The sequence below is a fragment of the Micromonospora sp. ZG13 genome (assembly GCF_059359355.1).
In genome coordinates this window covers 261,626-280,495 of record NZ_JCADBQ010000005.1, presented here as the reverse complement: position 1 = coordinate 280,495, position 18,870 = coordinate 261,626, and the positions used below count along the sequence as shown (strand labels likewise).

Below are 18,870 nucleotides of genomic sequence, written 5' to 3'. Positions count from 1 at the left end.
CGGTAGGCCAGCACCGGCGTCAGCACCGGCGTCAGCAGGCCACGGCCGTGCCGGCGGGCGCCGCCGGAGGGCGGGCCAGGTCCAGCAGGACGGGGGCGTCGTTGCGCAGCGCGAAGGCGCGCAGCTCGGCCAGCTCCGAGCGGCCCGCCAACGACTCGCCGGCCCGCTCCAGCTCCACCGTGGCGAAGGTCAACGCGAGCATCCGGTCGGTCACGTCCGGGATGCCGGCGTAGATCTCGGCACCGGCCAGGTGCAGCTCCGCGGCCCGCCGGTGGTCGCCGTCCGCCGCGGCCAACGCGCCGGTCACCGTCCGCCGCGCCGCCTCCGACCAGGGCGTACGGTGACCCACCCGGTCCAGCATGCCGCGCACCCGGGCCGCCGCGTCCCGCCCGGCGAGGCTGGCCGCGAAGCCGGCCGCCGCGATCCACTCCCCGCTGGCCAGGGCCGGCACCGCCGACCAGGAGTCGGCCAGCTCGTCGATCAGCGCCGTCGCCTCCGTACGGCGCCCCTGAAGGGCCCGGCAGAGCGCGCCCATGCCCAGCATCGTCCAGTGCGGCCGGTGGAAGCCCCCACGGCGGGCGGCGTCCAGCGCGGCCGCCACGTCGTCGCTGTACGTGGCGGCGGCGTCGTGGTCGGAGTGCGAGCGCGCCGGCGGCACCCGATCGCCGCGCAGCACCAGCAGGCAGGCGCGCAGGCCACGAACCTGCATGTCCCAGCTGCCCGTCGGGGTGTCCACGAAGGCCTCGGCGGCGGCCAGCAGCCGGCCGAAGTCGCCCTCGAACCAGGCGCGCATGGCCTCGGCCGAGTAGCTCGTGGTCAGCGTCTGCCCGCTGGCCTTGCGCGTCGGCAGCGACGAGAGCAGAGCGTCGGAGCGCAGCCAGTCGCCCTCCTCGCAGACGGCGTAGGCGAGGTTCTGCATGGCCCGGGGCAGGGCGATCAACTGGCCGGCGCGGCTGACCTCGACGATGTTGTGCAGATCGTCCAGGCCGGACCGGTCGCCCGCCTGGTAGCGAGCGATGGCCGAGGTGATCCGGGCGTTGGTGCGGGTCTCGGTCAGCCCCAGGCGCTCGCCGATCTCCGCCGCCCGTTCGGCCGCGGCGACCGCCGGATCCCGCTCGTAGTTCAGCATGTGCAGCCGGCCCAGCTCGGCGTAGGCGTCCGCCTTCTGCGGGCTGTCCGGCAGCGGGGCGAACAGCTGCACGGCCCGGTCCAGGCAGGCCAGGGCGGCGGCCCGGTCGGCGCGCAGCCACGCGGCCTGACCGAGCAGCGTCCAGGCGCGCGCCGCGCAGGCGTCGTCGCCGTGCGCCAGCAGCCGGTCGGCGAGCGCCTGCAACTGCTCGGGGCCGCCGCCGGAGAGGAAGCCGTTGCCGTCGCGGTAGAAGGAGATCTCGGTGCTGAGCAGCTCCAACTGGAGCCTGCCGACCGGGTCGGTGTCGTCGGCCAGCCCGAGCGCCCGGCCCGCGTGGCTCGCCGCGACGTCGAGGCTGTGCAGCGCGTACGCCCGGCGGGCCGCCCGGTGCAGCGCGGCCCGGGCGGGGCCGGCGTACCGGCCGATCTCCATGCCCAGCGTGCGGGCGATCTCGTGGGCCGCCCAGCGGTGGTGGGCCAGCACCTCGGCCAGGTCGGTGTCCCGGCTCTGCGAGAGCATGTCCAGCCACTGCGCCGTCCGCTCGTGGCGCGCCACCCGCTCGGTACGGGGCAGCCGCTGGTAGCAGACGTCGCGCACCAGCACGTGCCGGAACCGGTACTCCGGTTGGCCGGCCATCGTGGAGGCGGCCTGCTCGTGCACGAAGTCGCGCTGCTCCAGCCGGCGCAGCGCGCGTTCCACCGATTCGACGGGCTGCCCGAGCGCGGCGGCCACGGCCCCCGGCCAGAACTGCACGCCGACCACGGCGGCGGCCAGCAGCACCGTGCGTTCCTTGGCGTCGAGCAGGTCGATGCGGTTGGCGATGACGGCGTGCACGCTCTCCGGCATCGGCAGGTCGAGGTGCTTCTCCAGCGACCAGCCCCGCCCGGACTGGCGCAGCGCGCCCTGCTCGATCAGCATCCGCACGTACTCGTGGGCGTAGAGCGGGTTGCCGCCGGCCACCTCGATCAGCGGGGTGAGCATGTCGGCGGAGAAGGCCGCCCGGCCGAACATGTGGGCGTAGAGCGCCGCGATGCCCGTGTCGCGCAGCGGGGGCAGGGTGATGGTCACCGAGCCGGTGATCGTCCCCGCCCAGCTCGGGTCCCGGTCGACGAGTTCGGGCCGGGCGGTGCAGAGCAGCAGCAGCGGCACGTCCCGGGCGGCGGTGCCGAGCAGTTCCACGAAGCGCAGCATCGCGTCGTCGGCCCAGTGCAGGTCCTCGAAGACCAGTACGGTCGGCCGCCGGGCGGCGAGGGCGAGCAGGAAGCGCCGCCACGCCGACTCGGTCTCCTCGGCCGGCAGCGGCGTGCCCGGCAGGCCCACCATCGGCCGCAGGGCGTCGACGAGGCGCTGCCGCTCGCCCGGGCCGACCAGCTCGCCGACGGCGGAGGCGAGCCGCTGGGCGGCGCTGGACGCCGGGTCGGTGTCCAGGATGCCGGCCTCGGACTTGACGATGTCGGCCAGCGCCGCGAACGTCACGTTCTCGCCGAACGGCGGGCACCGCCCGATGCGCCAGGTCAGCGGCTCGTCGACCAACTGGTCCACGTGCCGGTACAGCTCCCGGACCAGCCGGCTCTTGCCCAGCCCGGCCCGGCCGAAGACCGTCACCACCTGCGGGCGCCGGTCGCGCAACGACCGGTGCAGGGCGTTGACCAGCATTCCCAGCTCGTGTTCGCGGTCGATCAGCGGCGTGACGTCCGGCTGCCGGTCGGTCGGCTGCCGGCGTACCGGCGACAGGGCCAGCCACACCTCGGTCGTCGTCGACCGCCCGCGCAGGGTCACCGGCGGCTGCTCGGAATAGCGGATGGCGTCCCGGGTGAGGGCGTGCGTCACGCCGCAGACCAGCACCCCGCCGGGCGGGGCGACGGACTGCATCCGGGAGGCCGTGTTGACCACGTCGCCGGCCACGATCGCCTGACCGCCGTCGCGGGCGGCGGCCACGTCGACCAGCGCCTCGCCGGTGGCCACCCCGACCCGGAAGCGCAGCGCCTCCGCGCCGGTGGGGGCGAAGCGGGTCAGCACCCGTTGCAGCTCCAGGCCGGCCCGCACGCAGCGCAGCGCGTCGGTCTCGGTGGCCACGGGCGCGCCGAACAAAGCCATCACCGCGTCGCCGATGTACTTCTCCACCACTCCGCCGTACTGGCCCACGACGCGGCGGGCGGCCGAGAAGAACCCGGTCTGCATGCCCCGGACCAGCTCCGGGTCGGCCCGCTCGACGTACGGGGTGAAGTCGATCAGGTCGACGAAGAGCACGCTGACCCGGCGGCGGTCCTCCTGCGGGGCCACCTGCCGTTCGGTGCCCGGCCGGGCCGCGCCGCAGGAGGTGCAGAACGCCACGTCCCGGGCGAGCGGGCGCAGGCAGTGCGGACACACCGCGCCCAGCTCGTTGCCGCAGCCGCCGCAGAAGCGGTCGCCTGCGGCGGCCGTACGTCCACAGCGGTCACACTGCGTGGCGATGACACCCTCCACTGGCGGTCCCGCCGGCGCCGGGATCGGCACCGTTGTGCTGTCAGTATCGTCGTCCGCCCTGCTGTCGGGTACCGGGCTGTTGGTTTGTGGACAGTCCACCGGCCGGTCCTGCCGTTACAGTCAGGCGGCTGATTGTCGACCATTGACCACAGGGGGATTCCCGATGGTGTACGTGATGTTGCAGAGCGACTGGACCGACGGCAACGGGGTGAGCCACCTCGCCGGCGACTCCGTCGACGTGGACGCCGCCACGCTGGCCGCGCTCCAGGCGCAGGGCATCGTCAGCGAGCAGTCCGGCGGCGGCAAGGACGGCACGGAGTGGGTCGGGCCGGGCAGCACCAACTGGGTCGGCCCGGGCAGCAACACTCCCTGACACCCCACGCGAAAGGGCCGGAGCGACTGCTCCGGCCCTTCTACGCGTACGCCTCAGCGCTCGCTCATGCCGGCGCGGCGCCGCAGCGCCGCCACGTCGGTGACCACGATGCGCCGGCCCTCCGTGCGCAGCCAACCCCGGTTGGCGAACGACCCGATGGCCTGGTTGACGCTCTGCCGCGAGCCGCCGGCCATCTCGGCGAGCTGGCTCTGGTTGAGCTCGATGGTGATCATCGGGGCCTGGCTCTCGCCGGCGAGCCGCACCAGGGTCTTGGCCACCCGGCCGGGCAGGTCCAGGAAGACGTGGTCGGCGTTCTGCTCGGTCAGCCGGCGGATCAGCCCACCGAGCGAGCGCATTACCGCGTCGAGGATGCGCGGGTTGGAGTGCACCAGCTCCATGAAGGCGCCCCGGGACAGCGCGAGCGCCTGGCAGTCCTCGATCGCCTCGGCCGAGGCGGACCGGGTGGAGGCGTCGAGCAGGGAGACCTCGCCCAGCACGTCCGGCGGACGGATGACCGACAGCACCGCGCGCTCGCCGGTCGGCGCGGTGCGGAAGACCGCGACCGCGCCCCGGCGCAGCACGATGAGGGACTCGCCGGGGTCGTTCTCGACGAAGAGCAGCTGACCCTTGCGGTACGTGCGGGGAACCGCCGCGGCGATCACCCGCTGGCGGACCTCCGGCTCCAGCCCGGCGAACATCTCCACACCCGTGAGCGCGTCGCCCGGCTCCGGTAGGCGCATCTCCACGGTCCAACCCCTCCCCGGTCAAGGACCACAACTCGCTCACCGGGTGAACCTGAAGGCCCTCGACGAGGTGAACTGACACCGGTTCGGCGTCCGGTAGCGGTACACATCAGATCATGACGCTCCGGTCGCTTGCTGTACACCCCTCGAAGCACTTCCGTGACACTCCCGAGCTGCGGCGACCGGCCTGGCGGGAGGCGTCGGCGCCGCCGGAGCGGCGGTCCCGGCCGCCCCGGTGGGCCGGGCGCAGCGGCGGCACCGCCCGCCCCGGTGGGCCGGGCGTGACGGGCGTGGGCGAGGATGACCGGTGATGGTCTACCGCTACTTCTACGACTGCGAGTTCATCGAGGACGGCCGGCTCGTCGACCTGGTGTCGATCGGCGTCGTCGACGAGTACGGCCGCGAGTTCTACGCCGTCTCGACCGAGTTCGACGACTCGCGGGCCGTGCCCTGGGTGCGCCGCAACGTGCTCGACAAGCTGCCCTCCCCGGCCAACCGCGCCTGGCGCTCGCGCGAGCGCATCCGCGACGAGCTGTACGACTTCCTCGTCGAGCCGGTCCGCGACCGCCCGGGCGAGCAGTTGGAGCTGTGGGCCTGGTACGCCGCGTACGACCACGTGGTCCTCGCGCAGCTGTGGGGCGCCATGCCGGCGCTGCCCCGGGAGATCCCCCGGTTCACCAAGGACCTGCGTCAGCTCTGGGACGACCGGGGCCGGCCGCCGCTGCCGGACGCCGACGCGGCGCGGCACGACGCCCTGGTCGACGCCCGGCACAACCTGGCCCGGTGGCGGGCGATGACCGGTTCGTAGGTTTGGTCGGTTCTGTCCCGGGCACCGGTGCGACGTCGAGCCGATGTGAGGGAGAGCCCCATGAGCAACGAACCGACAAGCGCCGACGAGGCCCGGCGCCGGGTCACCGAACTGATCCGCGAGGCCCGCATCTGCATGCTGACCACGAGTGCCGTGGACGGCCGGCTGGTGAGCCGCCCGATGGGACTGCAGGAGGCGGAGTTCGACGGCGACCTGTGGTTCTTCGCGTACGCCGACTCCGCCAAGGTCCGGCAGATCCGCGTGAACCCCGAGGTCAACGTCTCCTTCTCCGACTCCCGGCGCAACGCCTGGGTTTCGGTCGCGGGCACGGCCCGGGAGGGCTACGACCGGGCGAAGGCCGAGGAGCTGTGGAGCCCGGTGCTCAAGGCGTGGTTCCCGGACGGGCTGGAGACGCCCGGGCTCACCCTGATCAGGGTGCACGCCAGCTCCGCTGAGTACTGGGACTCCCCGTCGAGCACGATGGTCAACCTGTTCGGGTACGCCAAGGCCGCGGTGACCGGCAAGCCGCCGAAGGCGGGGGAGAACCACGAGGTCAGCTACTGACCGGTAGGCCGACCGGCCGGTGGGACCGGCCCGGGGCGCGGTGTCGGCGCACGCCCGCGGCGACTACAGTGCGCACTGACGGCCCGCCCCGGGCCGGCAACGGCGCCGATGGTCTGATCCGACACATATCCTGGGGCAAATCGGGCTTCACCTGATGCTCCAGGAGGATGAGCGATCATGCGTATCGGCGTGCTCACCGGCGGCGGCGACTGCCCAGGTCTCAACGCGGTCATCCGGGCGGTGGTCCGCAAGGGCGTCGCCAGCTACGGCCACGAGTTCGTGGGTTTCCGGGACGGCTGGAAGGGTCCGTTGGAGGGCCTGTCCCGTCCCCTGGGCATCGCGGAGGTCCGCGGCATCCTGCCGCGCGGCGGCACCATCCTCGGTTCGTCCCGGACCAACCCCTTCAAGATCGAGAACGGCGTCGAGCGGATCAAGGAGAACCTCGCCGCGCAGGGCGTGGACGCGCTCATCGCGATCGGCGGCGAGGACACCCTCGGCGTGGCCACCAAGCTGCACGAGCTCGGGGTGCACGTGATCGGCGTGCCGAAGACGATCGACAACGACCTCGGCGCCACCGACTACACCTTCGGCTTCGACACCGCCGTCAATATCGCGATGGAGGCGATCGACCGGCTGCACACCACCGCCGAGAGCCACCACCGCACCCTGGTCGTCGAGGTGATGGGCCGGCACGCCGGCTGGATCGCCCTGCACGCCGGCCTGGCCGGCGGCGCCAACGTGATCCTGCTGCCGGAGCGGCAGTTCGACGTCGAGCAGGTCGCCGGCTACGTCGAGAAGCGCTTCCAGCACCAGTACGCCCCGATCGTCGTGGTCGCCGAGGGCGCCCAGCCGCTGGACGGTCAGATGGTCCTGCACAACCAGGAGCTCGACGCGTTCGGCCACGTCCGCCTCGGCGGCATCGGCCAGTGGCTCGCCGAGCAGCTTGAGGCCAAGACCGGCAAGGAGGCCCGCACCGTCGTGCTCGGGCACATCCAGCGCGGCGGCACCCCGAGCGCCTTCGACCGCGTGCTCGCCACCCGGCTCGGCCTCCAGGCGATCGACGCCGTCCACGAGGGCGACTGGGGCAAGATGGTCGCCATGCAGAGCACGGACATCGTCCGCGTGCCGCTGGCCGACGCCACCCGCGAGCTGAAGACCGTGCCGCTGGAGCGGTACGCCGAGGCCGAGGTCTTCTTCGGCAGCTGATCCATCCGTGGCGTCGCGACGGGCCGCCCGGCCCGTCGCGACGCCGGCTCACGGCGAGGGGGTACGACGGCGATGGCGGGTACGGTGCACACGGTCGCGGTCATCGGGGCCGGCAAGATCGGCGAGCTGATGCTCTCCGGGCTGCTGCGCTCGGGCTGGCCCGTGGACCGGCTGCTCGCCACCGCCCGCCGGCCCGCCCGCGCCGAGGAGCTGACCGCCCGCTACGGGGTCCGGGTGGTGGACAACCTGACGGCGGTGGACGAGGCGGAGGTGCTCGCCGTCTCGGTCAAGCCGCAGGACGCGGCGACCCTGCTGGACGAGATCGGGCCGAAGGTGCCCGCCGACAAGCTGGTCATCTCGCTCTGCGCCGGCCTGCCGACCAGCTTCTTCAACCGCCGGCTGCCCGAGGGCACGCCCGTGGTGCGGGTGATGACCAACACCCCGGCCCTGGTCGACCAGGCGATGACCGCGATCTCCGCCGGCGCGCACGCCACCGGGGCGCACCTGGCGTTGGCCGAGGAGATGTTCAAGCCGCTCGGGTCGACCGTCCGGGTGCCCGAGTCGCAGCAGGACGCCGTCACCGCGCTCTCCGGCTCCGGGCCGGCGTACTTCTACCTGCTCGTCGAGGCGATGATCGACGCCGGCATCCTGCTCGGCCTGCCCCGGCAGGTCGCGCACGAGCTGATCGTGCAGACCGCGATCGGCTCGGCGGTGATGCTGCGCGACTCCGGCGAGCACCCGGTGAAGCTGCGCGAGGCGGTCACCTCGCCGGCCGGCACCACCATCTCCGCCGTGCGCGAGCTGGAGAAGCACGGCGTACGCGCGGCGCTGCTCGCCGCGCTGGAAGCGGCCCGCGACCGCGCCCGCGAACTGGCGGCCCAGGCCGACTGACTCTTCCCCGCCGTACGTGGACGCGATCGGTGGCGCCGGATCCCACCACTGAACACGACGCCGACCCGGCCGATCCTCTCGCCCGGGTCGGCGCCTTGGTCGCCGAGATCACCGGTAGAGCAGGTGGGGCTCGCGTCGACGGTTGAAGTCCGCCAGCTCGTCGGCCCAGGCGCCGACCACGTCGTCCACGTCGGCCCCCGCGTCGATCATCGTGCGCAGCCGAGGTGACCCGGTCAGCTTGTCGATCCAGTACGGCCGCACGGCGTCCCACGAGTCGCGCCGCCACGCGAACGCCTCGTACTTGTGCGCCTCCACCAGCATCGCGACCGCCGTGCGGATCGGGTCGTACGCCGCCCGGTCGACGACCTTGACCTCGACCCCCGCGCAGAGCTTGTTGAGCAGCGCGGGCTTCTGCCCGGCGGACGTCGGCGTGAAGTAGGCCTCGCGGAACTCGACGCCGGGCAGCTCGCGGGCGTTGAGCCGGTCGGACCAGTGGTAGTCGAAGTCGTCGGCCAGCCCGCCGATCAGCTCGAACGGCTTGCAGGTGCCCCGGCCCTCGGTGAGCGACGCGACGCCCTCGAACAGACCGGTGCCCGGGTAGACCAGCGCGGTGTCCGTGGTGGGCATGTTCGGGCTGGGCAGCACCCAGGGCAGGTCGGTGTCGGCGGCCAGCTTGTCGCGCTTCCAGTGCCGGCACTCCACGACGTGCAGGTCGACCTTGCGGCCGGCCTCGGCGGGCAGGAACTCGGCGTTGAAGAACCGGGCCAGCTCGCCGACGGTCATGCCATGCTGCTGGACAATCTCCTTCAGGCCCACCCCGGAGGTGTAGCCGGCGGTCATCATCGGCCCGTAGGCCCGGCCGCCGACCGGGTTCGGCCGGTCCAGCACCACGTAGCGCTTGCCGACCCGGGCCGCCGCCATCATCGAGGTGTACATCGTCCAGATGTACGTGTAGAAGCGGGCGCCGACGTCCTGGATGTCGAAGACGACGGTGTCGACGCCGGCCTGGGTGAACATGGACTCCCACTTGGCCAGCGAGGCCCCGTACGCGTCGTAGACGGTGATCCCGGTGCGGGCGTCGATGCCGGTGCCCTCGCTGCCGCCAGCCTGCGCCGAGCCGCGGAAGCCGTGCTCGGGGCCGAACGCGGCGGCCAGCCGCACCGTGCCGGAGGCGTGCATCAGGTCGACCAGGTGCCGGTAGTCCGAGTCCACGCCGGTGGGGTTCGAGATCACGCCCACCCGCTGGCCGGCGAGGTCGGCGAAGTCGGAGCGTACGAGCACGTCGAGCCCGGTCTCCACGTGGCGGATGCCGGGCGCGGCGTGACCGGCCGCGCCGGGGGCCGTCGCCGCGACCGCGCCCACGGTCACCGCACCCGCTCCGGCCAGGAACTTCCTACGCTCCATGTCGCCCCTCCCGTCGGTTTGGTCGAAACTTAGCTACACGTGGATGCCCCGTCAAGGAAGGTTAGCTACAAACCCGGTCCGGCCGGGTGCCGTCCGGAGCCGTGCGCTGGTGTCCGACCGGGCACGCCCGGAGCGTCGGGTGCCCCATACTGGCCCCGTGTTCACCCTCGCCCAGGCCCGCCACCTGATCGCCACCCTGCGCCCCCGCGTCGACGAGCTGATCCGGCTGCGGGCCGACCTGGCCGAGCTGCGCGTCGACCTGGCCGAACGGGGCGCCAGCCCGCTCGGCGGACTCGCCGAGGTCAAGGGCCTGGAGGCGCGGCTGCACGCCCTCGTCGAGGAGCTGCACTCGCACGACATCCAGGTCAAGGGCATCGCGCCGGTGCTGCTCGACTTTCCCGGCGAGCGCGACGGCCGGCCGGTGCTCTGGTGCTGGCTGGAGGGGGACAGCGACGTGCGCTGGTACCACCGGATGGAGTGCGGCTTCGCCGGCCGTCGCCCGGTCTGACCCGGCGGCGGTGCTCAGGCCAGGGACGCGAGCGTGGCCGGGGAGACGTTGCCGCCGCTGAGCACCAGCACGGTACGGGTGCCCGGCCCGGCGTCGACCAGGCCGGCCCGCAACGCGGCGAGCGTGACGGCGGCGGACGGTTCGACCAGGAGCTTCGTCGCGTCCAGCAGCTCCCACCAGGCGGCCCGGATGTCCTCCTCGGACACCTCGACCACCTCGTCCACCAGCGCGCGGGCGTGCGCCAGCGTGTGCCGCCCGGCGAACGGAGCCGCCAGCCCGTCGGCGATCGACACGGGACGCGCCGCGAGGGCGTCGCCCCCGGTGCGCAGCGCGTGGCCGAGGGCGTTGGCGGTGACCGGCTCGACGCCGACGACGCGCGTGCCCGGGGCGGCCGCCCGTACGGCCGACGCCACCCCGCTGATCAGCCCGCCGCCGCCCACCGGCACGAGGACCAGCTCCGGCGGCGGGCCGTCGGCCAGGATCTCCCTGCCGACGGTGGCCTGACCGGCGATGACGTCCGGGTCGTCGAACGGGTGCAGGAGGTGGTAGCCGCGCTCCGCCGCGAGCGCCTGGCAGGTCCCCGCGAGGTCGTCGGTGAAGACGACCTCGCCGCCGTACCGGCGGACCGTCTCGACCTTGGTCGGCACCGCGTGCGGCGGCATGCAGACGACCGTCGGCAGACCGAAGGCGCGGCCGGCGAAGGCCACCGCCGCCGCGTGGTTGCCGGCGGAGAAGGCGGTCAGCCCGGCGGGCGCCCCCTGCCGTTCGACGCGGGCGAGCAGCGCGTTGAGCGCGCCCCGCACCTTGAAGCTGCCGGTGTGCTGGAGATTCTCCGCCTTGACGGCGAGGTCGAGCCGCAGCGGGTCGCCGAGGCGGGGGCAGGGCAGCAACGGGGTGCGTACGACCCGTCCCGCGATGCGCTGCTCGGCCGTGCTGATGTCGTCCACGGTGGTGAGCTGCACGGTCGCAGCCTAGCCCGGCCCGGCCGGTCGCACCGTCCGTGATGCGACCGGCCGGACCCGCGCCCGGGCGGCCCGGCGGGCCCGCGTTCCCGGCACCTGGTCAGCCGCGGCGCGACCGTGCCACGGCGGTGGCCGACGGGACGGGTTTCAGCGGGTGGCTTCGGTCAGCGCGGCGCGCACCTTGGCGGCGTCGGCCGGCGCCTCGCGCTCCCAGTCCGCCGGGTCGAGGGAGTAGATGGTCCCGTACGCCGGGGTGTCCGGCTGGTAGCGCCAGCTCTCGGCGAGCGTGCCGGCGTCGACGGCGTCGTAGCCGATCCGGTCCAGGAAGGCCGTGGCCTCCGCCTTCGCGCCCGCGTCGTCGCCGGCGATCGGCAGCGCGCTGCGGTCGGCGGCGCCGGTCGGCCGGGCCAGCGTGTGCAGGTGCTTGAAGAAGATGTTGTTGAACACCTTGACCACCCGCGACTGCGGCAGGTGCCGCTGGAGCAGTTCGCTGCTGGTGGTGGAGCCCGAGTCGAGCTCGGAGATCTGTCCGTCCCGCTGCGGGTAGTAGTTGTTGGTGTCCAGCACGAGCTTGCCGGCGAGCGGCTCGACGGGCACGTCCCGGTACGCCTTCAGCGGAATGGTGACGACCACCAGGTCGCCGGCCTCCGCCGCTTCCCGGGCCGTGGCCGCCCGCGCGCGGGGGCCCAGCTCCTCGACGAGGTCCTTGAGGGTCTCCGGGCCGCGCGAGTTGCTCAGCACCACGTCGTAGCCGGCGGCCACCGCCAGCCGCGCCACCGTGCCGCCGATGTGTCCACTGCCGATCAGTCCCACAGTTGTCATGCCGGTTCCCAACTCCGCTCGCGGTGACGGTATTCCCCACCTGGATGGTCGACAATGCGCCGGACCGCCACCACCACCCGCTCGACGCGGTCGCCGGTCGCGGGATCGGTCCAGACGAACACCACAGGTCTGGCCGCCGCGAAGAGCGGCCAGACGAACGGCGGCAGGTCCTCGGGTGGCACCCGGATGTAGGGCGTCGCCCCGTCGACCCGGGCGAGCAGATGCTCCAGCGCGAAGCGGTGCCGCCCCGGGCCGTCGAGGTGCTCGGGAGCCGGCGGGAGGTGCCGCAGCCGGCCGTGGTCGCGCAGCACGTCGTCGGGCACGGCGGCGTCGAACACCACCCGCCCGGCGTCGAGCGGGCCCTGGATGCTGACGTGATGCTCGGGCGGGATCCGGCCCGGTGCGGCGGGCGACTCCTGCACCGCGAAGAACATCCCGCCCCCCTCCGCCCGGACCGTCCCAGGTGTCGCCGATCGTAGTCCGGCCGACACCCGGCGGCACGGTGGCGACGCGGGCGCCCTGGCCAGCCGGTCGAGGCGGGCTGGCTCTCAGGTCGCCGCGGGCAGCGCCTTCTCGATCGCGGCGCGCAGCTCGGCCGCGCCGGGCTCGACGGTGGGCGCGAAGCGGGCCGCCACCGTGCCGTCCGGGGCGACGAGGAACTTCTCGAAGTTCCACCGCACGTCGCCGCTGTGGCCGTCGGCGTCGGCCGTGCCCATCAGGTCCGCGTAGAGCGGGTGGCGGTCGGCGCCGTTGACGTCGACCTTCTCCGTCAGCGGGAAGCTCACCCCGTAGTTGACCTGGCAGAAGTCGCTGATCTCGGCGGCGCTGCCCGGCTCCTGGCCGGCGAACTGGTTGCAGGGCACGCCGAGCACCACCAGGCCGCGGTCGGCGTACTCGTCGTGCAGCGCCTGGAGGCCGGCGTACTGCGGGGTGAGGCCGCAGCGGGAGGCGACGTTGACCACCAGCAGCGCGCGCCCGCGGTACTGCGCGAGGTCGGCCGGGCCGCCGGTCAGAGCGTCGATCGGGATGTCGAAGACGGTCATGGGCCCGAGGCTACGCGTCGCCCCGGATGGGCGCCGGGCCACCGCCCGGCTACCGCCAGTCGCCGGTCGGGGCCGGTCGGGAGGGCTGGTCGCGCTCCCAGTGGAAATCGATAGATGCACATCTTGACGAAGCGATGACGACGTGAGTAGCGTCTCACCATCAATCTGGAAAGTTTCCTAACTGTTTAGGGAGACGCCGCATGAAGAGATCGCTCCGCCGGGCCCTCTGGGTCGGCGCCGTGATGGCGGTGACCGCCGCCACGGTCCCGATGGCCAGTGCGTTCGGCGCCGGCAGCGTGACCGCCGGTTTCGCCAAGGCGCAGGACTGGGGGACCGGTCACGAGACGCGGGTGACCGTCACCAACGGGACGAGCGCCCCGGTGAGCACCTGGCGCATCGAGTTCGACCTGCCGTCGGGCACCAGCATCAGCAGTTCCTGGGACGCCGACGTCACGCGTACCGGCGACCACTACGTCGCGGTGAAGAAGAGCTGGGCCGGCCCGATCGCGGCGGGCGCCTCGTTCAGCTGGGGTTACAACGGCACCGGCGCGTACAAGGCGCCGCTGAACTGCACGATCAACGGCGCGCCGTGCGGCGGCGGCACCCCGCCCCCCACCACGGCGCCGCCGACCACCACCCCGCCGACCACGGCGCCGCCCACCACCGCGCCGCCGACCACGCCTCCGCCCACCACCCCGCCGCCGGGCCCGGGCGGCAAGAAGGTCGTCGGCTACTTCGCGCAGTGGGGCGTCTACGCCCGCAACTACCACGTGAAGAACATCCACACCAGCGGCTCGGCCGCCAAGCTGACCCACATCCTGTACGCCTTCGGCAACACCACCGGCGGCCGCTGCACCATCGGTGACAGCTACGCCGACTACGAGAAGGCCTACACCGCTGCGGACAGCGTCGACGGCGTCGCCGACACCTGGGACCAGCCGCTGCGCGGCAGCTTCAACCAGCTGCGCAAGCTCAAGAAGATGTACCCGAACCTGAAGGTGATCTGGTCCTTCGGCGGCTGGACCTGGTCCGGCGGCTTCACCCAGGCCGCGCAGAACCCGGCCGCATTCGCCGAGAGCTGCCACAACCTGGTCGAGGACCCGCGCTGGGCGGACGTCTTCGACGGCATCGACGTCGACTGGGAGTACCCGAACGCCTGCGGGCTCACCTGTGACAGCAGCGGCCCGAACGCCTTCAAGAACGTCGTCAGCGCGCTGCGCTCGAAGTTCGGCTCCTCCGCGCTGGTCACCGCCGCGATCACGGCCGACGGCAGCAACGGCGGCAAGATCGACGCCACCGACTACGCCGGCGCCGCGACGCACCTCAACTGGATCATGCCGATGACGTACGACTACTTCGGCGCCTTCAACGCGCAGGGCCCCACCGCCCCGCACTCCCCGCTCACCTCGTACGCCGGCATCCCGCAGCAGGGCTTCTGGTCGGACGCGGCGATCCAGAAGCTCAAGAGCAAGGGCGTCCCGTCGGACAAGCTGCTGCTCGGCATCGGCTTCTACGGCCGGGGCTGGACCGGGGTGACCCAGACCGCGCCGGGTGGCACCGCCACCGGCCCGGCGCCGGGCACCTACGAGCAGGGCATCGAGGACTACAAGGTCCTCAAGAACACCTGCCCGGCCACCGGGACCATCGCCGGCACGGCGTACGCCAAGTGCGGCAGCAACTGGTGGAGCTACGACACCCCCGCCACGATCAACGGCAAGATGACGTACGCGAAGAACCAGGGCCTCGGTGGCGCGTTCTTCTGGGAGCTCTCCGGTGACACCGGCAACGGCGAGCTGATCGGCGCCATCAAGGGCGGTCTCGGCTGAGCCGAGGGCCGACGCACCACCCACACGGCGGGGAGGGACCACGCACCGGTCCCTCCCCGCCCGCCGTGTGCGGTCGGTGCCCGGATCGCCCGGTTCCTGGCGCGGCGGCGTCGGGGCACGTGTGTCGATGTGACAGACTCGCCGCGCAACGGGCTCGATGCCCACGGCGACGGAGGTGGCGATGCGCGCGAGGCGCGGAAGGCTGGCGGCGGGCGTCGTACTGCTCGGGATCCTGCCCCTCGCACTGCTCGGCTGCGGCATCGGCGAGGAGGAGGATCCGGCGACCAAGCCCGGTCGCGCCCCGGCCGAGGAGGCCACCGCGAAGTCGCGGGAGCGGGTGCAGGCATACCTCGACGCGATGACCGCCAAGGACGTGGCGGCCGGGCGCAGCCAGCTCTGCGCGGCCCTCCAGGAGAGCTTCGACGCCGCCGCGACCGGCCCCAACGGCGACTTCGCCGACCACTTCACCGTGCCGCAGGCCGAGATCACCGACATCCGCTCGGGCCCCCGGGGCCAGGAGGTGAGCACGTCGGTCTCGGTTGCCGCCGGCTCCCGCACGATCACCCGGCCGCTGCTGTTCACGGTCACCCGCGACGGCGCCGACTGGTGCATCGCCGCCGAGGCGCCGGGCGGCAACACCGCCTCCCCGGCCGCCCCCGCCTCGTCCGTGTCCGGGTGAGTCGGCTCTCACCTGCCGGAACCATCCCCCTCGCCGACAGGTCGCGTGCCCGGTCGCCGTACGCTTTCTGTCATGCGCCATGAGTGGCATCAGCTGAGCCATCCCGCGGTGGGCAGCCCTGGGCTGCAGACCAGCCGTCCGACCGTCGACTCCGCCGAGGACGCGGCCCTCGGCCTCGACCGCTGGCGGGAGCTGCCGCGCGCGCAGACCCCGCCCTGGCCGGACCCGGCCGGCGTCGCCGAGGTCTGCAAGGTGCTCGACACCGTGCCCTCGGTGGTGGCGCCCTACGAGGTCGACCAGCTGCGGCAGCGGCTGGCGCTGGTGTGCGAGGGCAAGGCGTTCCTGCTCCAGGGCGGTGACTGCGCGGAGACCTTCGTCGACAACACCGAGAGCCACCTGCTGGCCAACGCCCGCACCCTGCTCCAGATGGCGATCGTGCTCACCTACGGCGCCTCGCTGCCGGTGGTCAAGGTGGCGCGGGTCGCCGGGCAGTACACCAAGCCCCGGTCGCTGCCGACCGACGCGCGCGGCCTGCCCGCCTACCGCGGTGACATGATCAACTCGCTGGAGGCGACGCCGGAGGCCCGGGCCGCCGACCCGCAGCGCATGATCCGGGCGTACGCGAACTCGGCCGCCGCGATGAACATGCTCCGCGCGTACCTGGCCGGCGGGCTGGCCGACCTGCACGCGGTGCACGACTGGAACAAGGGCTTCGTCAAGAACTCCCCGGCCGGCGAGCGCTACGAGGCGATCGCCCGCGAGATCGACCGGGCGCTGGCCTTCATCCGGGCCTGTGGGATGACCGACGACGAGGCGCTGCGCACCGTCACCCTCTACTGCTCCCACGAGGCCCTCGCCCTGGAGTACGACCGGGCGCTGACCCGGGTCTCCGACAGCCGGGCGTACGGGCTGTCCGGGCACTTCCTCTGGATCGGCGAGCGCACCCGGCAGATCGACGGGGCGCACATCGACTTCATCTCCCGCATCGCCAACCCGATCGGCGTGAAGCTCGGCCCGACGACGACCCCGGACGAGGCGATCGAGCTCTGCGAGAAGCTCAACCCGGAGAACGTCCCCGGCCGGCTCACCCTGATCAGCCGGATGGGCAACCACCGGGTCCGCGACGCCCTGCCGCCGATCGTGGCGAAGGTGACCGCCGCCGGCGCCAAGGTGGTCTGGCAGTGCGACCCGATGCACGGCAACACGCACGAGTCGTCCAACGGCTACAAGACCCGGCACTTCGACCGCATCGTCGACGAGGTGCTCGGCTACTTCGAGGTGCACCGGGGCCTGGAGACCCACCCCGGCGGCCTGCACGTCGAGCTGACCGGTGAGGACGTCACCGAGTGCCTCGGCGGCGCCCAGGGCATCGAGGACCTCGACCTGCCCGGCCGGTACGAGACCGCCTGCGACCCGCGACTGAACACCCAGCAGTCGCTGGAGCTGGCGTTCCTCGTGGCGGAGATGCTCCGTGGCTGACGCGAGGAGTGAGCTTGCGGGCCCTGCAGCCGGCAGCCGGAAGGATGACTGTGGCTGACGCGTTTGTCGATCTTCGTTCGGACACCGTCACCCGGCCGACGCCGGGGATGCGGGAGGCGATGGCGGGGGCCGACGTCGGCGACGACGTCTACGGCGAGGACCCCACCGTCAACGCGCTGGAGGCGGAGGTCGCCGCGCTGTTCGGGCACGAGGCGGCGCTGTTCGCCCCGAGCGGGTCGATGGCCAACCAGATCGCCCTGCAACTGGTGGTGCCGCCGGGCAACGAGCTACTCTGCGACGCCGACGCGCACGTGGTGACGTACGAGATCGGGGCCGCCGCGGCGTACGGCGGCATCTCCTCGCGGACCTGGCCGGCGGTCGGCGCGGACGTCGACCCGGACGCGGTCGCCGCGATGATCCGCCCGGACGGCTACTGGGCGGTGCCCACCCGGGCGATCGCCGTCGAGCAGACCCACAACCGGGGCGGCGGCGGGGTGATCCCGCTGGCCACCCTGCGCGAGCTGCGCCGGATCGCCGACGACGCGCAGGTGGCGCTGCACTGCGACGGCGCCCGGATCTGGCACGCGCACGTCGCCGACGGCGTGCCGCTGGCCGACTACGGCGCCCTCTTCGACACGCTGTCGGTCTGCCTCTCCAAGGGGCTCGGCGCGCCCGTCGGCTCGCTGGTCGTCGGCAGCGCCGACAAGATCGAGCGGGCCCGGTTCCTCCGCAAGCGGATGGGCGGCGGGATGCGGCAGGCGGGCATCCTGGCCGCCGCCGGCCGGTACGCCCTCGCCCACCACGTCGAACGGCTCGCCGACGACCACGCGAAGGCGGCGAGGCTGGCCGAGGCGATCGCCCCGTTCGGGGTGCTGGCCACGACCGTGCGGACCAACCTGGTGCCGCTGGACCTGACCAAGGCGCCGATGGACGCGCACGCCCTGGCCGCCGCCGCGCGCGCCGAGGGCGTCCTGGTCTCGGTGCTCGGCCCCCGCACGGCCCGCCTGGTCACCCACCTGGGCGTCGACGACGCCGGCATCGACCGCGCCGTCGAGGTCCTCACCCGCGTCCTGCGGGGCTGACCGCCTTGCCGGCCCCGCGTCAGGGGTGCAGGCGCTTCAGGGTGGCGATGTCCGCGGCGTGGCCGACGTGCTTCTCCGTCGGCGTCTCGACCACGATCGGGACGCCGGCGGTGGCCGGGTGCGCCATCAGCTCGGCGAACGCCGGCTCGCCGATGGTGCCCTTGCCGATGTTCTCGTGCCGGTCCCGGGTCGAGCCGCACAGGTCCTTCGAATCGTTGGCGTGCACCAGCCGCAGGCGGTCGGCCCCGACCGTCGCCACGAGCGTGTCCAGCGTCGCGGTCATGCCGCCGGCGGCGGCCAGGTCGTGCCCGGCGGCCCAGGCGTGGCAGGTGTCGAAGCAGACCCCGAGCCAGGGGTGCCGCTCCACCGCGTCGAGGTAGGGCCCGAGCTGCTCCACCCGGGAGGCGAGTGAGCGGCCGCCGCCCGCGCTCGGCTCGACCAGCAGCCGCGGGCCGTCCGCTGCCGCCGCCTCGTCGAGCAGCGGCAGCAGGGTTTCGCGCACCTGCCGCATCGCGGCCTCGGCGTAGCCCTCGTCGACCGCGCTGCCGGCGTGGAAGACCACGCCCCCGGCGCCGATCGCCCGGCCCCGGCGCAGCGCGTGGGCGAGCGTCTCGGCCGACCGCTCGACCGTGTTGGCGGTGGGGGAGCCGAGGTTGACCAGCAGCGACGCGTGGATGAAGACGGGTACGCCCCGCTCGCCGCAGCCGTCGCGGAACGCGACGTCCTGGGTCGGGTCGCCGGCCGGCAGCGCCCAGCCGCGCGAGTTCGACACGTAGACCTGCACGACCTGCGAGCCGGTCGCGTCGACGTACGGCAGGGCGGCCTTCGCCAGACCCCCCGAGGTGGGCGTGTGCGAGCCGACCAGCCGGTGGTGTGCCGGCATCG

General features: G+C 73.3%; 18 protein-coding genes. 10 read left to right on the top strand and 8 right to left on the bottom strand.

Annotated features, from left to right (window positions below; genetic code table 11):
- Positions 1 to 31 precede the first annotated feature (31 nt).
- The gene (locus tag AC5L34_RS14055; protein ID WP_441174879.1) at positions 32 to 3,595 is read right to left on the bottom strand and encodes an ATP-binding protein; all 3,564 of its coding nucleotides are present in this window, start codon (positions 3,593 to 3,595) and stop codon (positions 32 to 34) included.
- Between the two features lie 163 nt (positions 3,596 to 3,758).
- Here AC5L34_RS14055 and AC5L34_RS14050 point away from each other — a divergent pair, with 163 nt between their 5' ends.
- Positions 3,759 to 3,968: a hypothetical protein gene (locus AC5L34_RS14050; protein WP_088999193.1), complete on the top strand. Its 210-nt coding sequence runs from the start codon at positions 3,759 to 3,761 to the stop codon at positions 3,966 to 3,968.
- 53 nt (positions 3,969 to 4,021) lie between these two features.
- Here the strand turns inward: AC5L34_RS14050 and AC5L34_RS14045 are convergent, their stop codons facing one another.
- The gene (locus tag AC5L34_RS14045) at positions 4,022 to 4,714 is read right to left on the bottom strand and encodes a Crp/Fnr family transcriptional regulator (RefSeq protein ID WP_088999194.1); all 693 of its coding nucleotides are present in this window, start codon (positions 4,712 to 4,714) and stop codon (positions 4,022 to 4,024) included.
- Between the two features lie 307 nt (positions 4,715 to 5,021).
- Between AC5L34_RS14045 and AC5L34_RS14040 the strand changes: the two genes are divergently transcribed.
- From AC5L34_RS14040 to proC, 4 genes are all read left to right on the top strand, one after another.
- Positions 5,022 to 5,519, top strand: a complete 498-nt coding sequence (locus AC5L34_RS14040; protein ID WP_358087559.1) for a polyadenylate-specific 3'-exoribonuclease AS — start codon at positions 5,022 to 5,024, stop codon at positions 5,517 to 5,519.
- Positions 5,520 to 5,579: 60 nt separating this feature from the next.
- Positions 5,580 to 6,083, top strand: a complete 504-nt coding sequence (locus AC5L34_RS14035) for a pyridoxamine 5'-phosphate oxidase family protein (protein WP_494825219.1) — start codon at positions 5,580 to 5,582, stop codon at positions 6,081 to 6,083.
- A gap of 177 nt (positions 6,084 to 6,260) precedes the next feature.
- Positions 6,261 to 7,289 (top strand): 6-phosphofructokinase, encoded by a 1,029-nt coding sequence (locus tag AC5L34_RS14030; protein WP_121400914.1) that lies wholly within the window; start codon positions 6,261 to 6,263, stop codon positions 7,287 to 7,289.
- Between the two features lie 72 nt (positions 7,290 to 7,361).
- A complete protein-coding gene (proC, locus tag AC5L34_RS14025; protein WP_441174876.1) occupies positions 7,362 to 8,180 on the top strand; it encodes a pyrroline-5-carboxylate reductase in 819 nt (272 codons plus the stop codon).
- Between the two features lie 108 nt (positions 8,181 to 8,288).
- Here proC and AC5L34_RS14020 read toward each other — a convergent pair whose 3' ends face one another.
- Entirely contained in the window at positions 8,289 to 9,584 is a 1,296-nt protein-coding gene (locus AC5L34_RS14020) for an exo-beta-N-acetylmuramidase NamZ family protein (RefSeq protein ID WP_441174875.1), read from the bottom strand.
- Positions 9,585 to 9,741: 157 nt separating this feature from the next.
- On the opposite strand from AC5L34_RS14020, the gene AC5L34_RS14015 reads away from it, so the two are divergent.
- The gene (locus tag AC5L34_RS14015; protein ID WP_494825216.1) at positions 9,742 to 10,092 is read left to right on the top strand and encodes a DUF2203 domain-containing protein; all 351 of its coding nucleotides are present in this window, start codon (positions 9,742 to 9,744) and stop codon (positions 10,090 to 10,092) included.
- Positions 10,093 to 10,106: 14 nt separating this feature from the next.
- On the opposite strand, the gene AC5L34_RS14010 is transcribed toward AC5L34_RS14015, so the two are convergent.
- The 4 genes from AC5L34_RS14010 to AC5L34_RS13995 all read right to left on the bottom strand — a co-directional run bounded on the left by AC5L34_RS14010 (position 10,107) and on the right by AC5L34_RS13995 (position 12,919).
- On the bottom strand, positions 10,107 to 11,054 hold the full coding sequence (locus tag AC5L34_RS14010; protein WP_494825215.1) for a threonine ammonia-lyase: 948 nt from the start codon (positions 11,052 to 11,054) through the stop codon (positions 10,107 to 10,109).
- A gap of 147 nt (positions 11,055 to 11,201) precedes the next feature.
- Positions 11,202 to 11,876: an NADPH-dependent F420 reductase gene (locus AC5L34_RS14005; RefSeq protein WP_494825213.1), complete on the bottom strand. Its 675-nt coding sequence runs from the start codon at positions 11,874 to 11,876 to the stop codon at positions 11,202 to 11,204.
- Positions 11,873 to 12,310: a hypothetical protein gene (locus AC5L34_RS14000; RefSeq protein ID WP_441174872.1), complete on the bottom strand. Its 438-nt coding sequence runs from the start codon at positions 12,308 to 12,310 to the stop codon at positions 11,873 to 11,875. The genes AC5L34_RS14005 and AC5L34_RS14000 overlap by 4 nt, the downstream gene beginning before the upstream one ends.
- A 114-nt stretch (positions 12,311 to 12,424) precedes the next feature.
- Complete coding sequence (locus AC5L34_RS13995; RefSeq protein WP_494825211.1) at positions 12,425 to 12,919, bottom strand: glutathione peroxidase; 495 nt, start codon at positions 12,917 to 12,919, stop codon at positions 12,425 to 12,427.
- Positions 12,920 to 13,119: 200 nt separating this feature from the next.
- On the opposite strand from AC5L34_RS13995, the gene AC5L34_RS13990 reads away from it, so the two are divergent.
- From AC5L34_RS13990 to AC5L34_RS13975, 4 genes are all read left to right on the top strand, one after another.
- Entirely contained in the window at positions 13,120 to 14,745 is a 1,626-nt protein-coding gene (locus AC5L34_RS13990; protein WP_494825209.1) for a glycosyl hydrolase family 18 protein, read from the top strand.
- A gap of 181 nt (positions 14,746 to 14,926) precedes the next feature.
- On the top strand, positions 14,927 to 15,424 hold the full coding sequence (locus AC5L34_RS13985) for a hypothetical protein (protein WP_494825207.1): 498 nt from the start codon (positions 14,927 to 14,929) through the stop codon (positions 15,422 to 15,424).
- A 72-nt stretch (positions 15,425 to 15,496) separates the two neighbouring features.
- A complete protein-coding gene (locus tag AC5L34_RS13980; protein WP_436673577.1) occupies positions 15,497 to 16,903 on the top strand; it encodes a class II 3-deoxy-7-phosphoheptulonate synthase in 1,407 nt (468 codons plus the stop codon).
- Between the two features lie 44 nt (positions 16,904 to 16,947).
- Entirely contained in the window at positions 16,948 to 17,985 is a 1,038-nt protein-coding gene (locus tag AC5L34_RS13975) for a threonine aldolase family protein (protein ID WP_441174868.1), read from the top strand.
- A gap of 19 nt (positions 17,986 to 18,004) precedes the next feature.
- Here AC5L34_RS13975 and AC5L34_RS13970 read toward each other — a convergent pair whose 3' ends face one another.
- Positions 18,005 to 18,868 carry a deoxyribonuclease IV gene (locus AC5L34_RS13970; protein WP_494825205.1) on the bottom strand — a complete coding sequence of 288 codons (864 nt, stop codon included), beginning with the start codon at positions 18,866 to 18,868 and terminating at the stop codon, positions 18,005 to 18,007.
- Between the last annotated feature and the right edge of the window lie 2 nt (positions 18,869 to 18,870).

Excerpts from the sequence above, each read along its gene's own strand:
- AC5L34_RS14050 (WP_088999193.1), top strand. The coding sequence starts at position 3,759 with ATGGTGTACGTGATGTTGCAGAGCGACTGGACCGACGGCAACGGGGTG.
- AC5L34_RS14040 (WP_358087559.1), top strand. The coding sequence starts at position 5,022 with ATGGTCTACCGCTACTTCTACGACTGCGAGTTCATCGAGGACGGCCGG.
- AC5L34_RS14035 (WP_494825219.1), top strand. The coding sequence starts at position 5,580 with ATGAGCAACGAACCGACAAGCGCCGACGAGGCCCGGCGCCGGGTCACC.
- AC5L34_RS14030 (WP_121400914.1), top strand. The coding sequence starts at position 6,261 with ATGCGTATCGGCGTGCTCACCGGCGGCGGCGACTGCCCAGGTCTCAAC.
- proC (WP_441174876.1), top strand. The coding sequence starts at position 7,362 with ATGGCGGGTACGGTGCACACGGTCGCGGTCATCGGGGCCGGCAAGATC.
- AC5L34_RS14020 (WP_441174875.1), bottom strand. The coding sequence starts at position 9,584 with ATGGAGCGTAGGAAGTTCCTGGCCGGAGCGGGTGCGGTGACCGTGGGC.
- AC5L34_RS14005 (WP_494825213.1), bottom strand. The coding sequence starts at position 11,876 with ATGACAACTGTGGGACTGATCGGCAGTGGACACATCGGCGGCACGGTG.
- AC5L34_RS14000 (WP_441174872.1), bottom strand. The coding sequence starts at position 12,310 with ATGTTCTTCGCGGTGCAGGAGTCGCCCGCCGCACCGGGCCGGATCCCG.
- AC5L34_RS13995 (WP_494825211.1), bottom strand. The coding sequence starts at position 12,919 with ATGACCGTCTTCGACATCCCGATCGACGCTCTGACCGGCGGCCCGGCC.
- AC5L34_RS13990 (WP_494825209.1), top strand. The coding sequence starts at position 13,120 with ATGAAGAGATCGCTCCGCCGGGCCCTCTGGGTCGGCGCCGTGATGGCG.
- AC5L34_RS13985 (WP_494825207.1), top strand. The coding sequence starts at position 14,927 with ATGCGCGCGAGGCGCGGAAGGCTGGCGGCGGGCGTCGTACTGCTCGGG.
- AC5L34_RS13980 (WP_436673577.1), top strand. The coding sequence starts at position 15,497 with ATGCGCCATGAGTGGCATCAGCTGAGCCATCCCGCGGTGGGCAGCCCT.
- AC5L34_RS13975 (WP_441174868.1), top strand. The coding sequence starts at position 16,948 with ATGACTGTGGCTGACGCGTTTGTCGATCTTCGTTCGGACACCGTCACC.
- AC5L34_RS13970 (WP_494825205.1), bottom strand. The coding sequence starts at position 18,868 with ATGCCGGCACACCACCGGCTGGTCGGCTCGCACACGCCCACCTCGGGG.